Annotated in this window: 18 protein-coding genes and 1 tRNA gene; 3 read left to right on the top strand and 16 right to left on the bottom strand. The window is 72.4% G+C overall.

What is annotated here, in order from left to right; translation table 11 throughout:
- Nucleotides 1-32: 32 nt before the first annotated feature.
- The 11 genes from ACIPJI_RS20540 to ACIPJI_RS20590 all read right to left on the bottom strand — a co-directional run bounded on the left by ACIPJI_RS20540 (nucleotide 33) and on the right by ACIPJI_RS20590 (nucleotide 9,788).
- Nucleotides 33-770: an alpha/beta fold hydrolase gene (locus ACIPJI_RS20540; RefSeq protein ID WP_402247840.1), complete on the bottom strand. Its 738-nt coding sequence runs from the start codon at nucleotides 768-770 to the stop codon at nucleotides 33-35.
- A gap of 53 nt (nucleotides 771-823) precedes the next feature.
- Nucleotides 824-1,138, bottom strand: a complete 315-nt coding sequence (locus ACIPJI_RS20545; RefSeq protein WP_307709668.1) for a GNAT family N-acetyltransferase — start codon at nucleotides 1,136-1,138, stop codon at nucleotides 824-826.
- Between the two features lie 60 nt (nucleotides 1,139-1,198).
- Nucleotides 1,199-1,939 (bottom strand): acetate uptake transporter family protein, encoded by a 741-nt coding sequence (locus ACIPJI_RS20550; protein WP_402247841.1) that lies wholly within the window; start codon nucleotides 1,937-1,939, stop codon nucleotides 1,199-1,201.
- A gap of 16 nt (nucleotides 1,940-1,955) precedes the next feature.
- Complete coding sequence (locus tag ACIPJI_RS20555) at nucleotides 1,956-3,842, bottom strand: amidohydrolase (protein WP_402247842.1); 1,887 nt, start codon at nucleotides 3,840-3,842, stop codon at nucleotides 1,956-1,958.
- On the bottom strand, nucleotides 3,839-4,792 hold the full coding sequence (locus ACIPJI_RS20560) for an alpha/beta hydrolase (RefSeq protein WP_402247843.1): 954 nt from the start codon (nucleotides 4,790-4,792) through the stop codon (nucleotides 3,839-3,841). Before ACIPJI_RS20560 ends, ACIPJI_RS20555 begins: the two co-directional genes overlap by 4 nt.
- A 261-nt stretch (nucleotides 4,793-5,053) precedes the next feature.
- Nucleotides 5,054-5,884, bottom strand: coding sequence for an alpha/beta fold hydrolase (locus ACIPJI_RS20565; RefSeq protein ID WP_402247844.1), 831 nt, complete (start codon nucleotides 5,882-5,884; stop codon nucleotides 5,054-5,056).
- A 58-nt stretch (nucleotides 5,885-5,942) separates the two neighbouring features.
- Complete coding sequence (locus tag ACIPJI_RS20570) at nucleotides 5,943-7,370, bottom strand: dihydrolipoyl dehydrogenase family protein (RefSeq protein WP_402247846.1); 1,428 nt, start codon at nucleotides 7,368-7,370, stop codon at nucleotides 5,943-5,945.
- Nucleotides 7,370-7,957 (bottom strand): Dps family protein, encoded by a 588-nt coding sequence (locus tag ACIPJI_RS20575; protein WP_402247848.1) that lies wholly within the window; start codon nucleotides 7,955-7,957, stop codon nucleotides 7,370-7,372. Before ACIPJI_RS20575 ends, ACIPJI_RS20570 begins: the two co-directional genes overlap by 1 nt.
- 83 nt (nucleotides 7,958-8,040) lie before the next feature.
- On the bottom strand, nucleotides 8,041-8,562 hold the full coding sequence (locus ACIPJI_RS20580) for a DoxX family protein (protein WP_402247850.1): 522 nt from the start codon (nucleotides 8,560-8,562) through the stop codon (nucleotides 8,041-8,043).
- 5 nt (nucleotides 8,563-8,567) lie between these two features.
- Nucleotides 8,568-9,230: a hydrolase gene (locus ACIPJI_RS20585; protein ID WP_402247852.1), complete on the bottom strand. Its 663-nt coding sequence runs from the start codon at nucleotides 9,228-9,230 to the stop codon at nucleotides 8,568-8,570.
- A gap of 484 nt (nucleotides 9,231-9,714) precedes the next feature.
- Nucleotides 9,715-9,788 (bottom strand) — tRNA-Pro (locus tag ACIPJI_RS20590).
- Nucleotides 9,789-9,935: 147 nt separating this feature from the next.
- Between ACIPJI_RS20590 and ACIPJI_RS20595 the strand changes: the two genes are divergently transcribed.
- Entirely contained in the window at nucleotides 9,936-10,403 is a 468-nt protein-coding gene (locus ACIPJI_RS20595) for a DUF309 domain-containing protein (RefSeq protein ID WP_356624769.1), read from the top strand.
- Between the two features lie 133 nt (nucleotides 10,404-10,536).
- Here ACIPJI_RS20595 and ACIPJI_RS20600 read toward each other — a convergent pair whose 3' ends face one another.
- The 4 genes from ACIPJI_RS20600 to ACIPJI_RS20615 all read right to left on the bottom strand — a co-directional run bounded on the left by ACIPJI_RS20600 (nucleotide 10,537) and on the right by ACIPJI_RS20615 (nucleotide 13,098).
- Entirely contained in the window at nucleotides 10,537-11,256 is a 720-nt protein-coding gene (locus tag ACIPJI_RS20600; protein WP_402248234.1) for a formylglycine-generating enzyme family protein, read from the bottom strand.
- A 107-nt stretch (nucleotides 11,257-11,363) separates the two neighbouring features.
- Nucleotides 11,364-11,723 (bottom strand): DUF488 domain-containing protein, encoded by a 360-nt coding sequence (locus tag ACIPJI_RS20605; protein ID WP_402247854.1) that lies wholly within the window; start codon nucleotides 11,721-11,723, stop codon nucleotides 11,364-11,366.
- Between the two features lie 423 nt (nucleotides 11,724-12,146).
- Complete coding sequence (cpt, locus tag ACIPJI_RS20610) at nucleotides 12,147-12,680, bottom strand: chloramphenicol phosphotransferase CPT (protein ID WP_402247855.1); 534 nt, start codon at nucleotides 12,678-12,680, stop codon at nucleotides 12,147-12,149.
- A gap of 46 nt (nucleotides 12,681-12,726) precedes the next feature.
- Complete coding sequence (locus ACIPJI_RS20615; RefSeq protein WP_402247857.1) at nucleotides 12,727-13,098, bottom strand: winged helix-turn-helix transcriptional regulator; 372 nt, start codon at nucleotides 13,096-13,098, stop codon at nucleotides 12,727-12,729.
- Between the two features lie 75 nt (nucleotides 13,099-13,173).
- On the opposite strand from ACIPJI_RS20615, the gene ACIPJI_RS20620 reads away from it, so the two are divergent.
- Nucleotides 13,174-13,824, top strand: coding sequence for an NADPH-dependent F420 reductase (locus ACIPJI_RS20620; RefSeq protein ID WP_402247859.1), 651 nt, complete (start codon nucleotides 13,174-13,176; stop codon nucleotides 13,822-13,824).
- A 68-nt stretch (nucleotides 13,825-13,892) separates the two neighbouring features.
- On the opposite strand, the gene ACIPJI_RS20625 is transcribed toward ACIPJI_RS20620, so the two are convergent.
- A complete protein-coding gene (locus tag ACIPJI_RS20625) occupies nucleotides 13,893-14,099 on the bottom strand; it encodes a hypothetical protein (RefSeq protein ID WP_402247861.1) in 207 nt (68 codons plus the stop codon).
- A gap of 216 nt (nucleotides 14,100-14,315) precedes the next feature.
- Here ACIPJI_RS20625 and ACIPJI_RS20630 point away from each other — a divergent pair, with 216 nt between their 5' ends.
- Nucleotides 14,316-16,739 (top strand): SpoIIE family protein phosphatase, encoded by a 2,424-nt coding sequence (locus tag ACIPJI_RS20630; protein ID WP_356624779.1) that lies wholly within the window; start codon nucleotides 14,316-14,318, stop codon nucleotides 16,737-16,739.
- Nucleotides 16,740-16,771 lie beyond the last annotated feature (32 nt).

The following is a 16,771-nucleotide window of genomic DNA, read 5'->3' on the forward strand; positions in this document are numbered from 1 at the left end:
CACCAAGAGGGTGGGGTCGGCACGGGCACCGGTCAGGGCGCGGTTCGGTCGGCGGTGGACCGGACCGCGTCCTCGATCAGCTCGGCCACGGCCTTCGGCCGAGCGAGCATGACGAGGTGCGAGGAGTCGACCTCGACGGTGGTCATGCCGGCACGCTCGTAGCCGTAGCGCTCCACATCGGGGTTGATGGTCCGGTCGGAGGTGGCGACCAGCCCCCAAGAGGGCTTGCGCTTCCAGGCCGCGACCGGCGCCGCCTCCGTGAAGGCGCGTGCGGCCAGGGGGCGCTGGGAGACGGCGAGCACCGCGGCGAGCTCGGGGTCGACGTCCGCGGCGAACAGGGCGGGGAACTTCTCGACCTCCACCGTGACGTCGGTGCCGGGCTCGGTGGAGCCGGCCACGGGGAACGGCGTGTAGACGAGTGCGTCGGCGAGGCCGGAGTCGGGGAAGCGTCCTTGCAGCTCGCCCAGGCTCTCGCCCTCCTCCAAGGCGTATCCGGCCAGATAGACCAGCGCTCGGACGTTGTCCTCCGTGCCGGCGAGGGTGATGACGGCGCCGCCGTAGGAGTGCCCCACGAGGATCACGGGGCCGTCGACGGCACGTATCACCGAGGCGATGTACGCGGCGTCGTCGATCAGGCTGCGGTTGGGCACCGCCGGAGCCACCACCTTCAGGCCGGCGGCGGTCAGTTCGGGGATGACGCGGGCGTAGCTGGAGGCATCGGCGAAGGCGCCGTGGACCAGCACGACGGTGGGCTCGGTGGATCGGGACATGAGTGAACTCCTCGGTGAGGGGGTAGGGGCGTGGGAGGCGGAATCCTCGTGCTTCACAGGCCGAACCGAGCCCGGCGCGCCTCGGGCACCAGGTCGGCGTACTCGGGGTGCTTGCCGATCCACCCCCGGATGAAGGGGCAGTACGGCAGGACGTGCAGCCCGCGTGCCCTGGCGTCGTCGAGGGCTCCCCGGGCGAGCAGCCCGCCCAGGCCCCGGCCCGCGAACCGGGAATCGGTCTCGGTGTGGATGAAGGCGATCTCGCCCTCCGAGAGGAAGTACTCGGCGAAGCCCGCGGTCTCGGTGCCGTCGTCACCGGCGAGGATCTCGTACCGGGACTTCTCGAGGCGGTCCACCACCTGCGGTTCCATGGGTGCTCCTGTGCGGTTGCGATGCTCGTGGGTCGGTGTGGCTGTGGCGGCTGGGGTGACTCAGAGCGTGCGGCGCACGCCCGCCTGGCGTTCCAGGTTGCGGAGCTGGACCGCGAGGTCGCCCTCCACGGCGGCGTGGGCGGGGCCACTGCGGCCGATGGGCAGGACCTCCTCGCTGCGCATGTCCTCCAACATCAGGGCGAAAGCGGCGTACATCGCGACGAGCGCCACCAGGAGGCCGAGGACCCCGGACGTGCGCGTGAGCCATTCGGCGCCGGTGAGACCCGACAGGCCGGTGGCGGCCCAGCGGGGCAGTGAGACCACCAGGACGAGCCACAGCGCACGCTTGGGTCGCGTCACGGCGGCCATCAGCGCCCCGAAGCAGAGGAACGCCAGGTTGAAGACGCCCAGGACCCGGAGCCCCTCGGCCGCGCCGCTGAACATGACGAGCGCGTAGGCCAGCCAGCTGCCGGCGAAGATGCCCATGAGCGTCGCCGCGATCACGTCACGGGCACCGAAGGCCAGGATGCTCACCAGGAACTGCAGCGCGAAGGCGGGCAGTACGCAGAGGGCGACGGCGCCGCGGGCCTCGGCCTCGAAGAGCCCGAGCTGCATGCATCCCGTCATCACGGAGGCGATCGCCACCGTGAAGAAGCCCAGCGGCATGGGTGAGGCGATGGGGCGCAGGTTGATCCGGGTCATCGACCGGAGGTCCGGCTCGAAGCGGCGCCCCGGGGCGGCGTCCGGTCGGCCGGACGGCCCGCCGTCGGCGCAGTCGGCGGAGGCGGAGTCTGTACTCATCGTGGGGATCTCTCGTTCAGTGCTCGAAGCAGGGGTCGAGGAACGGCGCAGGCGCGTCGGGAGCGGAGCCACGGGCGACGCGCCATCGGCGGTGCTGCTCGGACTCGGCGACGGCCTCGGCCACGAGCGAGGCCTGGCGGGCACCGCTCTGGTAGCCGCCGAAGTGGGCCACCGGGCTCCATTCCGGGCTGACCGGCGGGACGGCCTCGTCGAGTCCGTCGTACTCCGCGCTCGCGTAGACGATGCGGCCGCCGACGACGGTGAGCACGGATTCGATGTCGGGGATGACTTCCTCGGGCACGGTGAGGAAGTCGTCGGACAGGATCGCGAGGTCGCCGTAACAGCCCTCCCGCAGGGTTCCCTTGACGTCCTGCTCGCCGGTGAGTCGCGCGCCGCCCCGGGTGTAGAGGCCGAGGGCGGTCTCCCTGCTGATCAGGTTCCCGGCCGGGTAGAGCGCCGTGCCGCCGACGGTGCGCCCGGTGACCAACCAGTGGAGCGCGACCCACGGGTTGTACGAGGAGACGCGGGTGGCGTCGGTGCCGGCGGCGACGGTCAGGCCCCGGTCGAGCATGGCCCGGACCGGTGGGGTGTGGGCGGCGGCCTCGGCGCCGTAGCGGTCGCGGAAGGCGGTGCCCTGGAAGGACATGCGGTTCTGTACGGACACGGCACCGCCGAGTGCGGCGATCCGGTCCAGACTGTCGGCCGACACGGTCTCCGCATGATCGAAGAGCCAGCGGTTGCCGCCGGGGAAGAGCCCTTCCGCCGCGAGCTTCTCGAAGACGGCCAGGTCGCGGCGGATCGTCTCGTCGTAGGTCGCGTGGAGCCGGAAGCCCCAGCCGTTCTCCATCAGGAGCCGGACCGCCTTCTCGAACTCGGCCTCGTACCCCTCGGCAAGCTCGGGACGGGGTTCGGAGAAGTTCTCGAAGTCGGCGGCCGCCCAGGTGAGGTTCTCACCCGCGCCGTTCAGCCGGAGCCACTCGTCCCCGTCCCCGGGCTTCACCATCTCGGTCCATCGCTTCAGGTCCGCGAGCTCCTGACCGGCCGTCTGCGGGAACAGGTGGTAGGCGATCCGCAGGGACAGCTCCCCCGACCTTGCGAGGTCGACGACCGTGGCGTAGTTGTCGGGGAAGTTCTGGAACCCGCCGGCGGCGTCGACCGCGGAGGTCAGTCCGAAGCGGTTCAGCTCGCGCAGGAAGTGTCGCGTCGACGTCCGCCTGTCGGCCTCGTCCAGCGTCGGACCCTTGGCCAGCGTCGAGTACAGGATGAGAGCGCTCGGCGCCGCGAGGAGGACGCCGTTGGGTTCGCCGTCCCGGCCCCGTACGATCTGGCCGCCGCGCGGATCGGGCGTGCCGCGGTTGAATCCGGCCGCCTGTACCGCGGCCCGGTTCATCAGGGCCGACTGGTACAGATGCAGGACGAACACCGGGGTGTCGGGGGCGGCGGCGTTCAGCTCGGCGACGGTCGGCATCCTGCGCTCGGCGAACTGGTCGGCTGTCCAGCCGCCGACGACCCGGATCCACTGCCCCTTGGGGGTGCGGCCCGCCTGTTCGCGCAGCATGGCGAGGGCGTGGCGGAGGCTGCGCACCCCGTCCCAGCGCAGCTCCATGACGTAGTTCAGGCCGCCCCTGATGACGTGAAGGTGCGAGTCGTTCAGGCCGGGGATCACCCTGCGGCCGAGAGCGTCGACGACCCTGGTCCCCGGCCCCACGAGGTGGGCGAGGTCGTGGTCGTCGCCGAGGGCCGCTATCCGGCCGTCGCGGATCGCGACGGCGCGGACCTCGGGGCGGTCGGCGTCACCGGTGAACACCTTCGCGTTGCGGACGAGGAGGTCGGCCTGCGCGTGTTCCCGGCGCGGGGCGGGCACCAGGCCCGCCACCGGCATGCTGGTCGACGGCCCGGTCATGCCAGGGCCTTGCGCAGGGTGTCAATGGCGACGCCGATGGCGAGTTCGGCGGCCTGCGTCTCGCGCAGCGCGTTCAGCATGACGAAGTCGTGGATGGCTCCCTGTACGCGAAGGGCGGTGACGGGGACTCCGGCGGCGCGGAGCTTCGACGCGTACGCCTCGCCCTCGTCGCGCAGGACGTCGGCCTCGGCGGTGACGACCAGGGCGGGCGGCAGGCCGGTGAGCTGCTCGGTGGTGGCCCGCAGCGGCGAGGCGGTGATCTGCGCGCGCTCGGCCTCCTCGGTCGTGTACTGGTCCCAGAACCACTTCATGGCGTCGCGACGCAGGAAGTAGCCCTCGGCGAAGGCGTGGTACGAGTCGGTGTCGAAGCTCGCGTCGGTGACCGGGTAGAAGAGGACCTGGTGGGTGAGGCGGACGTCGCCGCGCTGCTTGGCCATGAGAGTGAGGGCGGCGGTCATGTTCCCGCCGACCGAGTCGCCCGCGACGGCGATCCGTGTGCCGTCGAGGTCCTTGTGGTGTCCCTCGCGGGCGATCCACTGGGCGACGCTGTAGTTCTGCTCGATCGCGACGGGGTAGCGGGCCTCGGGCGAGAGGTCGTAGTCGGGGAAGACCACGGCCGCCCCGGTGCCGACGGCGAGTTCGCGGACGAGCCGGTCGTGGGTGTGGGCGTTGCCGAAGACCCAGCCGGCGCCGTGGATGTAGAGGATGACCGGGAGCGGGCCGCCGGCGCCGCGCGGGCGGACGATGCGGGCTCGGACGTCGCCGGTCGGGCCGCCGTGGACGACGACCCATTCCTCGTCGACGGCGGGCAAGGGGACACCGTCACCGCTCTGGACGTCGTCCACGGCCTTGCGGCCGTCCGGCACGGGGATCTGGTAGAGGAACGGCGGCTGAGCGGTCGCGTCGGCGAAGGCCTGGGCAGCGGGTTCGAGGGTCGGCAGGTTCGGCATGAGGGGTTCTCCTTCGTAGAACGTACGGGTGGTGCTCAGCGGGTCGTGCGCGCGGCGTCGAGGATCACGCCGGTGACCTTCGCCGGGCGGGAGACGACCACGGCGTGCGACGCGTCCACCTCGGTGGTGTGCGAGCCGGCGCGCCGTGCCGTCCACCGCTCGGCCGCCCGGGGGATGTTCTTGCAGCGTCGGCGGCGGGGACATCGGCGGCGAACTGACGGTGACAGTCGGCCTGGTCGGGTGGTGAAGCGGCAGGCGTGCTCAGTCGAGGAAGGCGAGCAGGGCTGTGTTGACCTCGTCGGCGTGGGTCCAGATCAGGCCGTGCGGGCCGCCGGGCACGATCGTCAGCCGGGCGCCGGTGATGCGCTCGGCCAGCGGGATCGCAGTGGCCTCGACGGGCAGGGTGCGGTCGGCGTCGCCGTGGATGATGAGGGTGGGGACGTCGATGCGCGGCAGGTCCGCGCGGAAGTCCGTGAGCCAGGCCTGGACGCAGTCCAGGGTGCCCTTGGCGGAGGCGCTGACGGCGACGTTCCAACTGGCCTGGACCGCCTGCTCGCTGATGCGCTCGCCGCCGAGCACGTCGACGTTGTAGAAATCAGCCAGGAAGGCGGTCATGAACGCGAACCGGTCGGCGGTGATGGCCTCTTCGATGCCCTTGAAGACGCTCGCGTCCACCCCGCCCGGGTTGTCGTCCGTCTTCAGCAGGAAGGGCGGGACGACGCCGATCACGACGGCCTTGGCGATGCGGTCGGAGCCGTACGTGCCGAGGTAGCGGGTCACCTCGCCGCTGCCCATGGAGAAGCCGACCAGCACGGCGTCGCGCAGGTCGAGGGTGGTGAGCACCTCGTTCAGGTCGGAGGCGAAGGTGTCGTAGTCGTAGCCCTCTGCGGGCTGGTCGGAGCGGCCGAAGCCGCGCCGGTCGTACGTGACGACCCGGTGACCGGCGGCGAGGAGTGCGGCGGTCTGCTTCTCCCAGGAAGCCCCGTTGAGCGGCCAGCCGTGGATCAGCACGACGGGCTGTCCGGTGCCGTGGTCCTCGTAGTACAGGTTGATGGGTGCGGAGCCGCCTTCGGCGACCTTGATGAACGGCATGGTGTGCTCCTGGAGTCGGTGTGTCGTTGCGCTTCGGACGGGACGGGCAGAGGGGGCCTCAGAGGCCGTACGCCTCCAGCAGCCGCAGCCACACTTCGCTGACCGTCGGGAAGGCGGGGACGGCGTGCCGCAGACGCTCGAGCGGGACTTCGCCCACGATGGCGACGGTGGCCGTGTGGATGAGTTCGGTCGCCATCGGGCCGGTGAGGGTGCAGCCGACGACGACGCCACGGGTCTCGTCGACGACGAGCTTGGCGTGGCCGCGGTAGTCGTCCGCGTACAGCGCGGCTCCGGCGACGTCGTCGATGCGGTACTCCACCGCGCGTACCGCGACTCCCGCTTCGCGTGCCGCGCGTTCGGTGAAACCGACGCTCGCGACCTCGGGGTGGGTGAAGACGGCCTGCGGGACGGCGAGGTGGTCGGCCTCCGCGCTCCAGGCCTGCCGACGACCGGTGTCGGCGGGGCGGCCTGCGGCGCGCTCGGCGATCGCCGCGGCGCAGGCGCGGGCCTGGTACTTGGCCATGTGGGTCAGCGGCGCACGGTGGTTCACGTCGCCGACGGCGTAGAGCCAGTCCCCGTCGAGGGCGGTGACGCGGCAGGTGTCGTCGACCGGGAGCCAGTCGCCGGCCGGCAGTCCGACGGTCTCCAGGCCGAGGTCCGCGGTACGCGGGCGACGGCCGACCGCGGCCAGCACCTCGTCGCAGACGAGGGTGGCGCCGTCGTCGGTCTCCACGGTCACGGCCCGGGTGGTCCCGTCCCGGGCGACCCGGGTCGCCGAGACCCCGAAGCGGATCGTGACGCCCAGACCGGTCAGACCGCGAGTGACCTCTTCGCCGGCACACGGCTCCCAGCCGGTCAGCAGGGCCTGGTCGCGGACGAGCAGGGTGACGGAGGAGCCGAGTGAACGCCAGGCGGTGGCCATCTCGCAGGCCACCACTCCCCCGCCGATGACGACGAGCCGCTCGGGCACCGCATCGGCCGTGGTGACCTGCCGGTTGGTCCACACACCGATCCGGTCGAGCCCTTCGACCAGCGGCAGCGCGGGTCGTGTGCCGGGGCCGAGGACGACTGCGAGCCGGGCACGCAGGGTGCGGACCGTGCCGTCGGCCCCGGTCACGTCCACCCGGCGCTCTCCGGCGAGCCGTCCATGCCCTCGTACGAGGGATATGCCGGCGCTGTTCAGCCAGTCGGCCTGGCCGGTGTCGTCGCCGCGGCCGGTGAACCGGTCGCGGCGGGCCAGGACCTGCGCCGGGTCGAGCGCCGCGGTCACCGCCTGCCGTGCCCCGTCGACCGACCGCGCGGCTTGTCTGGCCGCGCCGGGGCGCAGCAGGGCCTTGCTCGGCACGCATGCCCGGTAGGAGCACTCGCCGCCGACCGTCTCGGCCTCGACGACGACGGCGGTCAGTCCTGACCGGACGACCCGGTCGGCGGCGACCTCGCCGCCCGGCCCGCCACCCACCACGACGACGTCGTACGTGTCCTCCATCAGCCGCGCACCAGGGGGGTGTCCACGAGGTGCTCGGCCAGGAACCACACCTGCGCCTCGCCGGTGCGGATGACGTCGGAGACGAGCAGGTCGGTACTGCCCTCGTCGCCTTCTGCCGATATCCGGGCGGCGGCATCCCGCGCGTCGATCAGGATCCGCTCGTGCGCGTCGAGGAGCCGCGACAGCATGACGGGGACCTTCTCCACGCCGTCCGGAGGCCGGGGAATCGCCGTCAGCTCCGCGACGTGGCGCGGGTCTCCGACCGCGACGCCGCCGAGGCTCTGGATCCGCTCGGCCAGCGCGTCCACGATGGCCAGTTGGGCCTCTGCGTGCTTGTCCAGCATGAGGTGGAGCGAGTAGAAGGTCGCCCCGCGCATGAGCCAGTGGTGCTTCTTGTAGAGGGAGTACAGGATCTGAGTGTCGGCGAGTACGCGGTTCAGCCGCTGGCAGGCGTACATGCGGGTGTCGTGGCCGAGGCCGATCGGCAGCTGCTTGAGCGAGCCGAACGTCTGGGTCTCGTCGCCCTTCTGGTGCAGCAGCGGCTGGCCGCCGCCGCTACGGGGTGCGGTGGTGGGTGCGGATTCCATCGGGTGCTCCTGTTGTTCGGTGGTGGGCCCGGCCGTCCGGGCGGGGGCGCGGGACGGCCGGGCCCGGTCTTCGTGGCGCGCGCTCAGCGCGCGCCGTGGCCGGCGCTCCGCGCCGCCGCCGGGGCTGCCCGGTGCAGTACGAGCCGGGTGAGCAGCCCGCTGCCGACGCCCGCCGCGAGCACGAGGGCCGTCCACCACAGCGGGTACGGCGTGAGGCCGAGGGCCGCATCGAGGGACCAGGCACCGGGTCCGGTGGCGGCGATGGCTGCAGCGGTGCCGATGAGGACGAGCGGGTACTCGTAGCCGTCGTTCTGCACCCAGAGGCCGTTGTGCCATTTCACGGTGAGAGCGACCGTCATGACCCCGATGGCCCCGGTGGCGGCAAGCGGGGTCAGGAGGCCGGCGACGAGCAGCAGACCCGATCCGGTCTGGCCACCGCCCGCCGCCAGTGCGGTGAGGGCTCCGCCGCGGAAACCGTCGGCGCGGAACTCCTCCGTGCCGCCCTCGAGTCCCCTGCCGCCCAGGTGCGAGCTGATCTTCTGCACCCCATGGCCGGCGACGAGCAGGCCCACCAGCAGACGCAGGATCAGAATGCCGGTGTCCAAGGAGATCAGCCGGCCGCGTGCGCGCCGATGACGCTCTGCGCGTACACGACACCCAGGCCGTAGGCGCCCGCGTGGGCCTTGACGATCTCCATGACCGCGCCGTACGTCTCCTGTCGCGCCCAGTCGCGCTGCAGCTCGAGGAGCACCTGCACCCAGGTCACCGGCACCGCGCCGGCCGCGATCATCCGCTGCAGCGCGTGCTCGTGGGCGGCCGGGCTGACGCCGCCGGAGGCGTCGGAGACCACGTACACCTCGTACCCCTGCTCCAGCGCGGACAGCGCGGGCAGCACCAGGCAGACCTCGGTCCACAGGCCGGAGAGGATGATCTTCTTGCGCCCGGTCGCCCTGACCGCCGCCACGAGCGCCTCGTCCTCCCAGGCGTTCATCGTCGTGCGGTCGATGACCTCCTGCTTGGGGAACACATCGGCAAGCTGCGGCAGCAGAGGTCCGGAGAACGACTCGGCGGCCACCGTGGTCAGGACGGCGGGCACGTCGAACGCCTGAGCCGCCTTGGCGAGACCCACGGTGCTGTTGATGATCGCGGCGCGATCGCCGCTCCCGGTGCCGAAGAACATCTGCGGCTGGTGGTCCACGAAGAGCATGACGGCGTTGTCGGGCGTGAGCAGATCCGCGCTCGGGGCGGCCTGCACCTTGGTGATGTCGAACATGAGGGTCCTCTCGGAACGGTCGGTGCCGCACCTGCCGCGCTTCCGCGGCTGGGCACACCCCGAAGCTACGACCGTCCCGACCGACCGACTTTTCTCTCTGTGCTCAGGAGTTGGCACGACAGCGCACCGTCCGCCCAGGACCGGGACCCCTTTCCGGTCCGCCGACGCCCACGTCCGTTCAGCAGCAGGTCAGGGCCACTCGATCCGGTCACCGGGAGGCGGGGGTGCCGATCTGCCGAGTTCCTCCGGCGACGCTCCTGTGAAGCCTCCGAAGTGCGCGCCGGCTTCTTCGTCGGCGTCGAGCTCCCGGCCGTGTGGTCCTCGGTCCCCGCCGTCGGCGGGCGGCGTACATGAAGCCGTACCTTGACCGAGTCACGGTGCGCTCCCGGGCAGTCAAGTGCGCTGGTCCCCACAGGTCCCCAGAAATGTCGAGAGGCCGTATCGGATTCCTCCGATACGGCCTCTGACCTGCGACTCGTACGAGTCGGGACGACAGGATTTGAACCTGCGACCCCTTGACCCCCAGTCAAGTGCGCTACCAAGCTGCGCCACGTCCCGATGCGCGGTTCCGCCGGTTTCCCTGGCCGAGCGCGCAAGAGAACATTACCTCACTCTGCGGGGTCGTCGGACGCCCGGCCTGCGACGCGGTGGCATGAGGGGCACACCGCCCGACGCCGACGGGGGGCTGCGAGGGACAATTGCGGCATGGACAAGGCACGCAGAGACCGCGACGCCGAGGGCCGGGCGCGCAACGCCCGTCCCCGGGACGGGCTGGGGCGCCCCCTCCCCCATGGCGCGCCCGGCGTCGAACGCCAGCCGGAGGGTGTACTGCGCACTCCCGCCGAGACGCTCTCCGAGGCGCAGCGGCTGCTCGACGCCGGGATGCCGTTCCATGCGCACGAGGTGTTCGAGGACGCCTGGAAGTCCGGCCCCGAGGACGAACGCGAGCTGTGGCGCGGCCTGGCCCAGCTCGCGGTGGGGCTCACCCACGCGGCGCGGGGCAACACCGCGGGCGGCGCGCGTCTGCTGCTGCGCGGCGCCGACCGGATCGCCGGCTTCCCTGCGCCGCACGCCATCGACGTGCCGGGGCTGACCGGCTGGGCCCGTGAGCTGGCGGACCGGCTGACCGGCCCGGTGGACCCGGCCGCGGAGTCCCCTCGGCTACGCCTCTAGCAGGATCACTTCGCGCCTGCCGGGCCGCAGCAGGCACCCGCGGACAGGTCGTCGGTGCGGACGCCTACGCCGGCGATCCGGGGCTCCTGCCCGTCCTTGGCCCGGCCGGGAGAGCGAGCGCGGACGGTTCGGCTCAGGCGCTGCGCACGGTGCGGGCGAGCCGGAGGCCGAGGTCGTCGATCGCGAACGTGGGATGGCTGCGGCGTCGCACGGATGCTCCGCAACCGCGCTCCGACTCGGCCCAGCCACCGCCGCGGAAGATGCGGTAGGAGCCGTAGACCTCCTCGTCGTAGAGGTCCCAGCACCACTCCCACACGTTGCCCAGCATGTCGTGCAGGCCCCACGGGTTGGGCTTCCTGCCGCCGACGTCGTGGGCCCGGCCGCCGGAGTTGTCCGCGTACCAGGCGATGTCGTCGATCTCGCCGTAGCGGTAACCGCTGGTGCCTGCCTTGCAGGCGTACTGCCACTCCGCCTCGGTCGGCAGCCGGTAGCCGTCCGACGCCCGGTCCCATGTCACTTCGCCGCTGCGCGCGTCGCGCGAGTAGGCCCGGCCGAGCCCCGCCCGGTCCGACACCCGGTTGCACAGCTCGATCGCGTCGAGCCAGCTGATGTTCGTCACGGGCGCGGCTCCGCTCGCGGCGGAAAGGGCCATGGCATCGGCAGTGGGTTCGGGCCGCGGGGTGGGATCGGCTCCGGTGACGGCGCGGTGAAGGTCCCTGGTGACGGGATACGTGCCGAGCCGGAACGGAGCGAGCTCGGTGCGCCAGCGGGTGCCGCGCCGGTCGTCGCGGAGTTCCACGACACCGCCGGGCACAGGAGTCATCCAGGGGGCCGCCGGGTCGTCGGTGGGCAGGTGCACTCGGTGGGCCTCTCGTTCCGGGGCGACGGCCGGACCGTCGCCGGGTCCACGATACGGGGCGTGCTCCAAATTCCTGTCCAGTAAAGCGAGTTGAGTGTGCGTCAGAGCAGGCTCTTCAGCACGGCGGCGTGGCTGCGGTCCGGCTCCTTGGACGCTGTCAGCAGCGTCACCGGCCCTTCGGCGGCGGCGGTGCGCAGTCTCCGCAGCGCCTCGGCGGCGGCGGGTTCCGCGAGCTCGGCCTCGTAGCGTCGCCGGAACTCCGCGTACTCCCCGTCCGGTCCGTGGTACCAGCGCCGCAGCTCCGACGACGGCGTCAGCGCCTTGGGCCACTCGTCGACATGCGCCGCGTCCTTGCTCAGACCACGCGGCCAGAGCCGGTCGACCAGGACCCGGAGGCCGTCGTCCGGGCCGGGCTCTTCGTAGACCCTGCGGACATTCGTCTTGCCACTTCCTCGTCCCATGCCCCCAGGGTCACAGGACCGGGCCGCCGGGGCGACCGATGGTCGGCCGGGGGCGGCATCCGGGCCGGGCCCGCGCCGGTCTCCGTTCCGGCCCCGTCCGGTCCCGGAGCCGCGACGCCGAGGAGCGCGTCGCTGGTGCGCCCTCGCTCACGACGGTCCAGCTGCCGTCCTACGACCGCACGGCGGGGCCGAGCCAGGCGGCGTGACGCTGCGGGGTCCGGGCGGGTCCGGGCCGGGCCCGAAGGCGTTGCGCCCCTGCGGACGTGGCCGCCGGCCTGGGTGGGCGGTGGGAGGGGGTGGAACCTCCGCACCGCCCCTCCCGCCGGCAAGGCTCCCTCGGCACGTGGTCCCGCAGGGGCGTGCCCTCGGCCGGCTGCTCCGTCAGGCCCGTGGTCGCGCGGGGATCCCCGGCGTTCGATGTGGTCAGTGGACGTGGGCGGCGATGGTTCGCGCACACGCCAGGGACTCGGTGTGCGTGGTGTCGACCTCCACGTCGTAGGTCACCCCTCGGTGAACCGCGTCCGCCTGCGAGGCGGCCATCCCCTGGACCCGGTCTCCCCGTGCGATCTCGCGGCCTGCGGCGACCGCGCTCTCGCATCTGACGCCGACCCACAGCACGGCCAGCCCGCCAAGTGCCTTCTGCCACCGCTGTTGTGACGCCGCTCCGCCGAGGAAGACGTCGTCGACGATGATGCGCGCGCCGGCCCGGGCCATCGCCACGATGCCCTCGGTCCAGGCCGCCTCCAGCGCCCGGAACTCCGCGCCGACGCTCACTCGGCCGTCCGCCGCGATCTCGAGTCCCGCGTCCGACGACTGCATCTTCGCGGGCAGCGCGTCGACGAACGAGTCGACCCCGAACGCCGGCCAGGGATCCGGCAGTACGGCCTGGAGGCATCGCACGATCCCGGACTTCCCCGAGCTGGAACCACCGTTGAGAATGATCATCCGAGTTGTCACCGCGCCACAGTAGGGGCGCCTCCCCGGGACGCGAAACGGATTTCGGTCACGGTTGACGACGGGGAGCGCACGCGGCCTCGCGGTCCTGGGCGGCCATGACGTCGTCGCCGTGTTCGAAGGCCCATGCACCGAATGCCTCGATCGGGCCCAGCAACGTCCGGCCCAGGGCGGTGAGTCGGTACTCGACCCGGGGCGGCGCTTCGGCATACGCGTGGCGTTCCACCAGCCCGTTGAACTGAAGGCGCCGCAACGTCTCGGTGAGGACCTTGGAGCTGATGCCGCCTATTCGCTCGCGCAGTTCTCTCGGGCGCCCGGGACCGTCGCGCAGGGCCCAGAGCACCACGGCGCTCCAGGTGTTGGAGAGAAGGTCGAAGGCGAGGCGGGCGCGGCAGTCGGCGAGGAAGGCGTCGGTCGTCACGTACCGAATGGTGCCTGACGGGCTCTCTAGCGTTGTCCCGAACGTGGAAAGCGAGCACGGAGAGAGGGGCGTTCGATGCGGATCGGCGTGCTGGGAACGGGCAACATGGCGGACGCGCTCGCCACGCACTGGGTGCGGGCAGGTCACGAAGTGGCCGTCGGGGGAAGGGACGAACGCGGAGCCCAGCGGCTCGCGGCGCGCGTGGGCGGCGGCGCACGGCACGGGAGTCTGCGTGCGGCGGCCGGGTTCGGCGACCTGGTGCTGGCCGCGCTGCCCTATGGAGCAGGAGAGGACGTGGTGCGGGAACTGCACGCGACCCTGGACGGGAAGGTGCTGCTCGACTGCTCCAATCCGGTGGGGCCCGGTTTCCGTCTGCTGACGGACGGCGGTCCCTCTGCCGCACAGCGGCTGGCCGCGGCTGCACCGGGCGCCCATGTGGTCAAGGCGTTCAACCTCTGCCACGAGGCCGTGTGGCGTATGGATCCGCCCGCCTTCGACGGTCGGCCCCTTGCCGTTCCGGTTTGTGGGGACGACGAGACGGCGCTCGGGCTCGTACGCGCATTGGTGCGGGATGCGGGCTGTGAACCGGTGGCCGGGGGCGGGCTCGGGCGGGCCGGGCTGTTGGAGGCGACCGCCGCGCTGTTCATCGGGCTGTGGGTCGGGGAGGGAGCGGACGCCCAGGCGATCGCACCGCCGCTCGCGTATGCCGCCGGGCCCGGGAGTTGAATTGAGGGGGATTCCGGACCTGCAGCCGCCGAAGCCGCTGACCTGGAAGAAGCTCAGGAAGACACTGCTCATTTCAGGCTCGCCCCCTGGGAGCTCCGGGCGTAGGCCGCGATGGACTCGGCGGCTCGTTCTGTCTCACTCGCCACGCTGCGGCCGGCGAGCATGGTGCCCTGGACGGCGTCGGAGATCGCCTTGCAGACGACCGGTGGGTAGCGCGGCTCCGCGCGGCCGCCGGGGAACACCTGGTCCACCTGCGCGGGGATGGCGTCCTGCAACGGCAGACCGTCGAGTGCTCACGCCAGGAGGGGCTGTCCGGCGGCAGTCCCCCTCCCCGGCGTCCCCCGCCCCTGTCCCCCGTGACGCCCGGACGCCGCCGGGCCGAGGAGGCCCACCCGGCGCATCATCTTCGTCCTCTGACTAGCTCCGACCCCGCGAACAACGGCAGCATGGGGAACAGCGCGGTACATGACCGCGTACGGAGGCGGTGCGCGTTGTCACGGGCGAGTTTTGCGTTCTGCGGGGCCGAGCTGGCCGCTGTCTACGTCCTCACCGAGGGTGGCGACGAGCTACGGCTGGCCGAGGTCGTGGGGGACCGCGGCGGGACGTACGGGCTGCCGGCCGTCATCGGCCTCGGCAGCCGCTCCCCCGCCACGGACGCCTTCCGCGCCGCCCGGCCCCTGTGGCTGAGCCCCGCGGAGCTGGCCGCGTACGCCTCCAGCGACCCCCGTGGAGTGACCCCCGTGGGCCCCGGGACGCTGCCGCCCAAGTTCTCGCTGGGCGCCCTGCCGCTGGGCCACGGGGCCGCCAAGCTGGGCTGTCTGCTGGTCGCGGGCGAGACGGCGGACGGGTTCGATGCCGACCGCCGCAGTCTGATGGAGCTCTACGCCGATCAGGTGGCCGCCGGACTCGAGTCCGTGCCGGCCCGCGTCGTCGGGCGGTCGGGTCCCAGGACGCATCCGGGGCCCACGCTGGTACCGCTCCACAGCGGCGCGTTCACCCTGACGATGGACACCGGGCACATGGAGGCGGACGAGCGCGTGCTGGAGCTCCTCGGGATCGCCCCGGAGGACTTCGACGCGCGGGTCGAGACACTGCTGTCCTGCGCCGTCCCCGACGACATTCCGGCGCTGATGGCCGTGGTCGAGCCGGGCAGGCTGTCGTCCTCCGGGGAGCAGCTGGCGTTCCGCATCCGCCGGCCGGGCGGTGAGCTGCGCTGGCTGGGTCTGCGCTGCCGGCTGCGGTTCGGCGCCGACGGCATGCCCGAACGGGTGCTCGGTGTGGTCGCGGACGCCGTCTACCTGCGCCCCACCGACGACGAGGTCGCCATCGTGCAGGGGCTGTCCGCCCGGCTGGCGGGGGCGAGCACCGTGCGGGACGTCAGCCGTATGGTCGTCGACGCTCTGCGCCAGCCCCTGGACGCGAGCCGGATCGCCGTCGCGGAGCTCGACGCCGACCGGCTGCTGGTCACCATCCTCGACCCGCCGGAGCCGGACGCGTGGCCGGGCGTGTGGCAGACGGAGTGGCGGTCCGAGTGGCCGGACGCCTCGTGCCACTCGCTGCCCACGCTGCAGAACGCCCTGCGGGACGGCCACATGAGTCTGTGGCCGCCCGGCGCCGACCTGGAACCGGGTCTCCTCGGCATCGGACCCGGCGGTCTGGCGGTCGTCCCGCTCCCGGCCGACGGACGCCTCATCGGCGTGTGCCTGGTGGGCTGGGACGCCGAGCACGAGTTCGCCCCGGAGGAGCGGTCGCTGCTGACGGCGGTCGCCGGACTGGTCGGCAACGCCCTCAGGCGCGCCCACGCCCTGGACGCGGGGCACGAGCTCGCGAGGATGCTCCAGCGCAGCCTGCTGCCCCGCAAGCTTCCGGTGCTGCCCGGCGGCGTCGCGGTCGCCCGCTACCTGCCCGCGACCGTGGGACTGGAGGTCGGCGGAGACTGGTACGACGTGATCCCGCTCTCCGACGGGCACGTGGCCCTTGTCATCGGCGACGTGCAGGGCCACAGCGCCGCAGCCGCCACCATCATGGGTCAGATGCGTACGGCGGTCCGCGCCTACGCGGTCGAGGGCCATCCCCCCGACGTGGTCGTCTCCCGCGCCAACCGGCTGCTCGTCGGGATGGAGACGGACCTCTTCGCCACCTGCCTGTACGTCGATCTGGACATGGAGGAGGGCATCGCCATCTTCGTCCGGGCCGGCCACCTGCCGCCGCTGCTGCGCCACCCGGACGGCAGGACCGAGGAACTGGTGGTGGAGGGCGGGCCGCCGCTGGGTGTGCTCGCGGACGCCGAGTTCACCATGACCGAGGCGGGGCTGGCCCCCGGCACCCTGCTCACGCTGCTCACCGACGGCCTGGTGGAGTCGGCGCACCTCCCCCTGGAGGACGGTATGCGCCGCGTGGGCGAGGCCCTCGGCGCCGCGGACCCGTCCGACATCGGGCGGGTGGCCGACGAACTCCTCGGCACCGCCGACGGGCGCGACGACGACGTCGCGGTGCTGCTGCTGCGCTACGACGGGTCCCGGGTGCGTCCGCTGCGGACCCACTGGACGGTGTGGCGTCTGACGAACGCCGTGCTCCACGCCCGGCGTTTCGCCGCGCGCACGCTGCGTTCGTGGGGCGTGGCGGAGGAGGTGGACATCGCGCTGCTGGTGGTGTCCGAGCTCGTCACCAACGCCATCGCCCACACACAGGGCGAAGTGGGGCTGGACCTGACGCTGTCGTCGGACCGGCTGCGGATCGCCGTGAACGACACCTCCCCCCGCTCCCCCGTGATCCCGGCGGATCTCGACTGGGAGGCGACGGGCGGCCGCGGTCTGCTCATCGTCGAGGCGACGACGGCGTCCTGGGGCTCGTTGCCGCTGAGCGGCGGCAAGCAGGTGTGGGCGGAGATCGAGGTGTCGGGCACCAGGAGGTGACGCGGGCTCGCACCCACCTTCCGGCCCGTGCC

The organism is Streptomyces sp. NPDC086835 (assembly GCF_044745705.1).
GTDB lineage: Bacteria > Actinomycetota > Actinomycetes > Streptomycetales > Streptomycetaceae > Streptomyces.

Coding starts and splice junctions, on each gene's coding strand:
- ACIPJI_RS20540 (WP_402247840.1), bottom strand. CDS start 770: ATGTCCCGATCCACCGAGCCCACCGTCGTGCTGGTCCACGGCGCCTTC.
- ACIPJI_RS20545 (WP_307709668.1), bottom strand. CDS start 1,138: ATGGAACCGCAGGTGGTGGACCGCCTCGAGAAGTCCCGGTACGAGATC.
- ACIPJI_RS20550 (WP_402247841.1), bottom strand. CDS start 1,939: ATGAGTACAGACTCCGCCTCCGCCGACTGCGCCGACGGCGGGCCGTCC.
- ACIPJI_RS20555 (WP_402247842.1), bottom strand. CDS start 3,842: ATGACCGGGCCGTCGACCAGCATGCCGGTGGCGGGCCTGGTGCCCGCC.
- ACIPJI_RS20560 (WP_402247843.1), bottom strand. CDS start 4,792: ATGCCGAACCTGCCGACCCTCGAACCCGCTGCCCAGGCCTTCGCCGAC.
- ACIPJI_RS20565 (WP_402247844.1), bottom strand. CDS start 5,884: ATGCCGTTCATCAAGGTCGCCGAAGGCGGCTCCGCACCCATCAACCTG.
- ACIPJI_RS20570 (WP_402247846.1), bottom strand. CDS start 7,370: ATGGAGGACACGTACGACGTCGTCGTGGTGGGTGGCGGGCCGGGCGGC.
- ACIPJI_RS20575 (WP_402247848.1), bottom strand. CDS start 7,957: ATGGAATCCGCACCCACCACCGCACCCCGTAGCGGCGGCGGCCAGCCG.
- ACIPJI_RS20585 (WP_402247852.1), bottom strand. CDS start 9,230: ATGTTCGACATCACCAAGGTGCAGGCCGCCCCGAGCGCGGATCTGCTC.
- ACIPJI_RS20595 (WP_356624769.1), top strand. CDS start 9,936: ATGGACAAGGCACGCAGAGACCGCGACGCCGAGGGCCGGGCGCGCAAC.
- ACIPJI_RS20605 (WP_402247854.1), bottom strand. CDS start 11,723: ATGGGACGAGGAAGTGGCAAGACGAATGTCCGCAGGGTCTACGAAGAG.
- ACIPJI_RS20620 (WP_402247859.1), top strand. CDS start 13,174: ATGCGGATCGGCGTGCTGGGAACGGGCAACATGGCGGACGCGCTCGCC.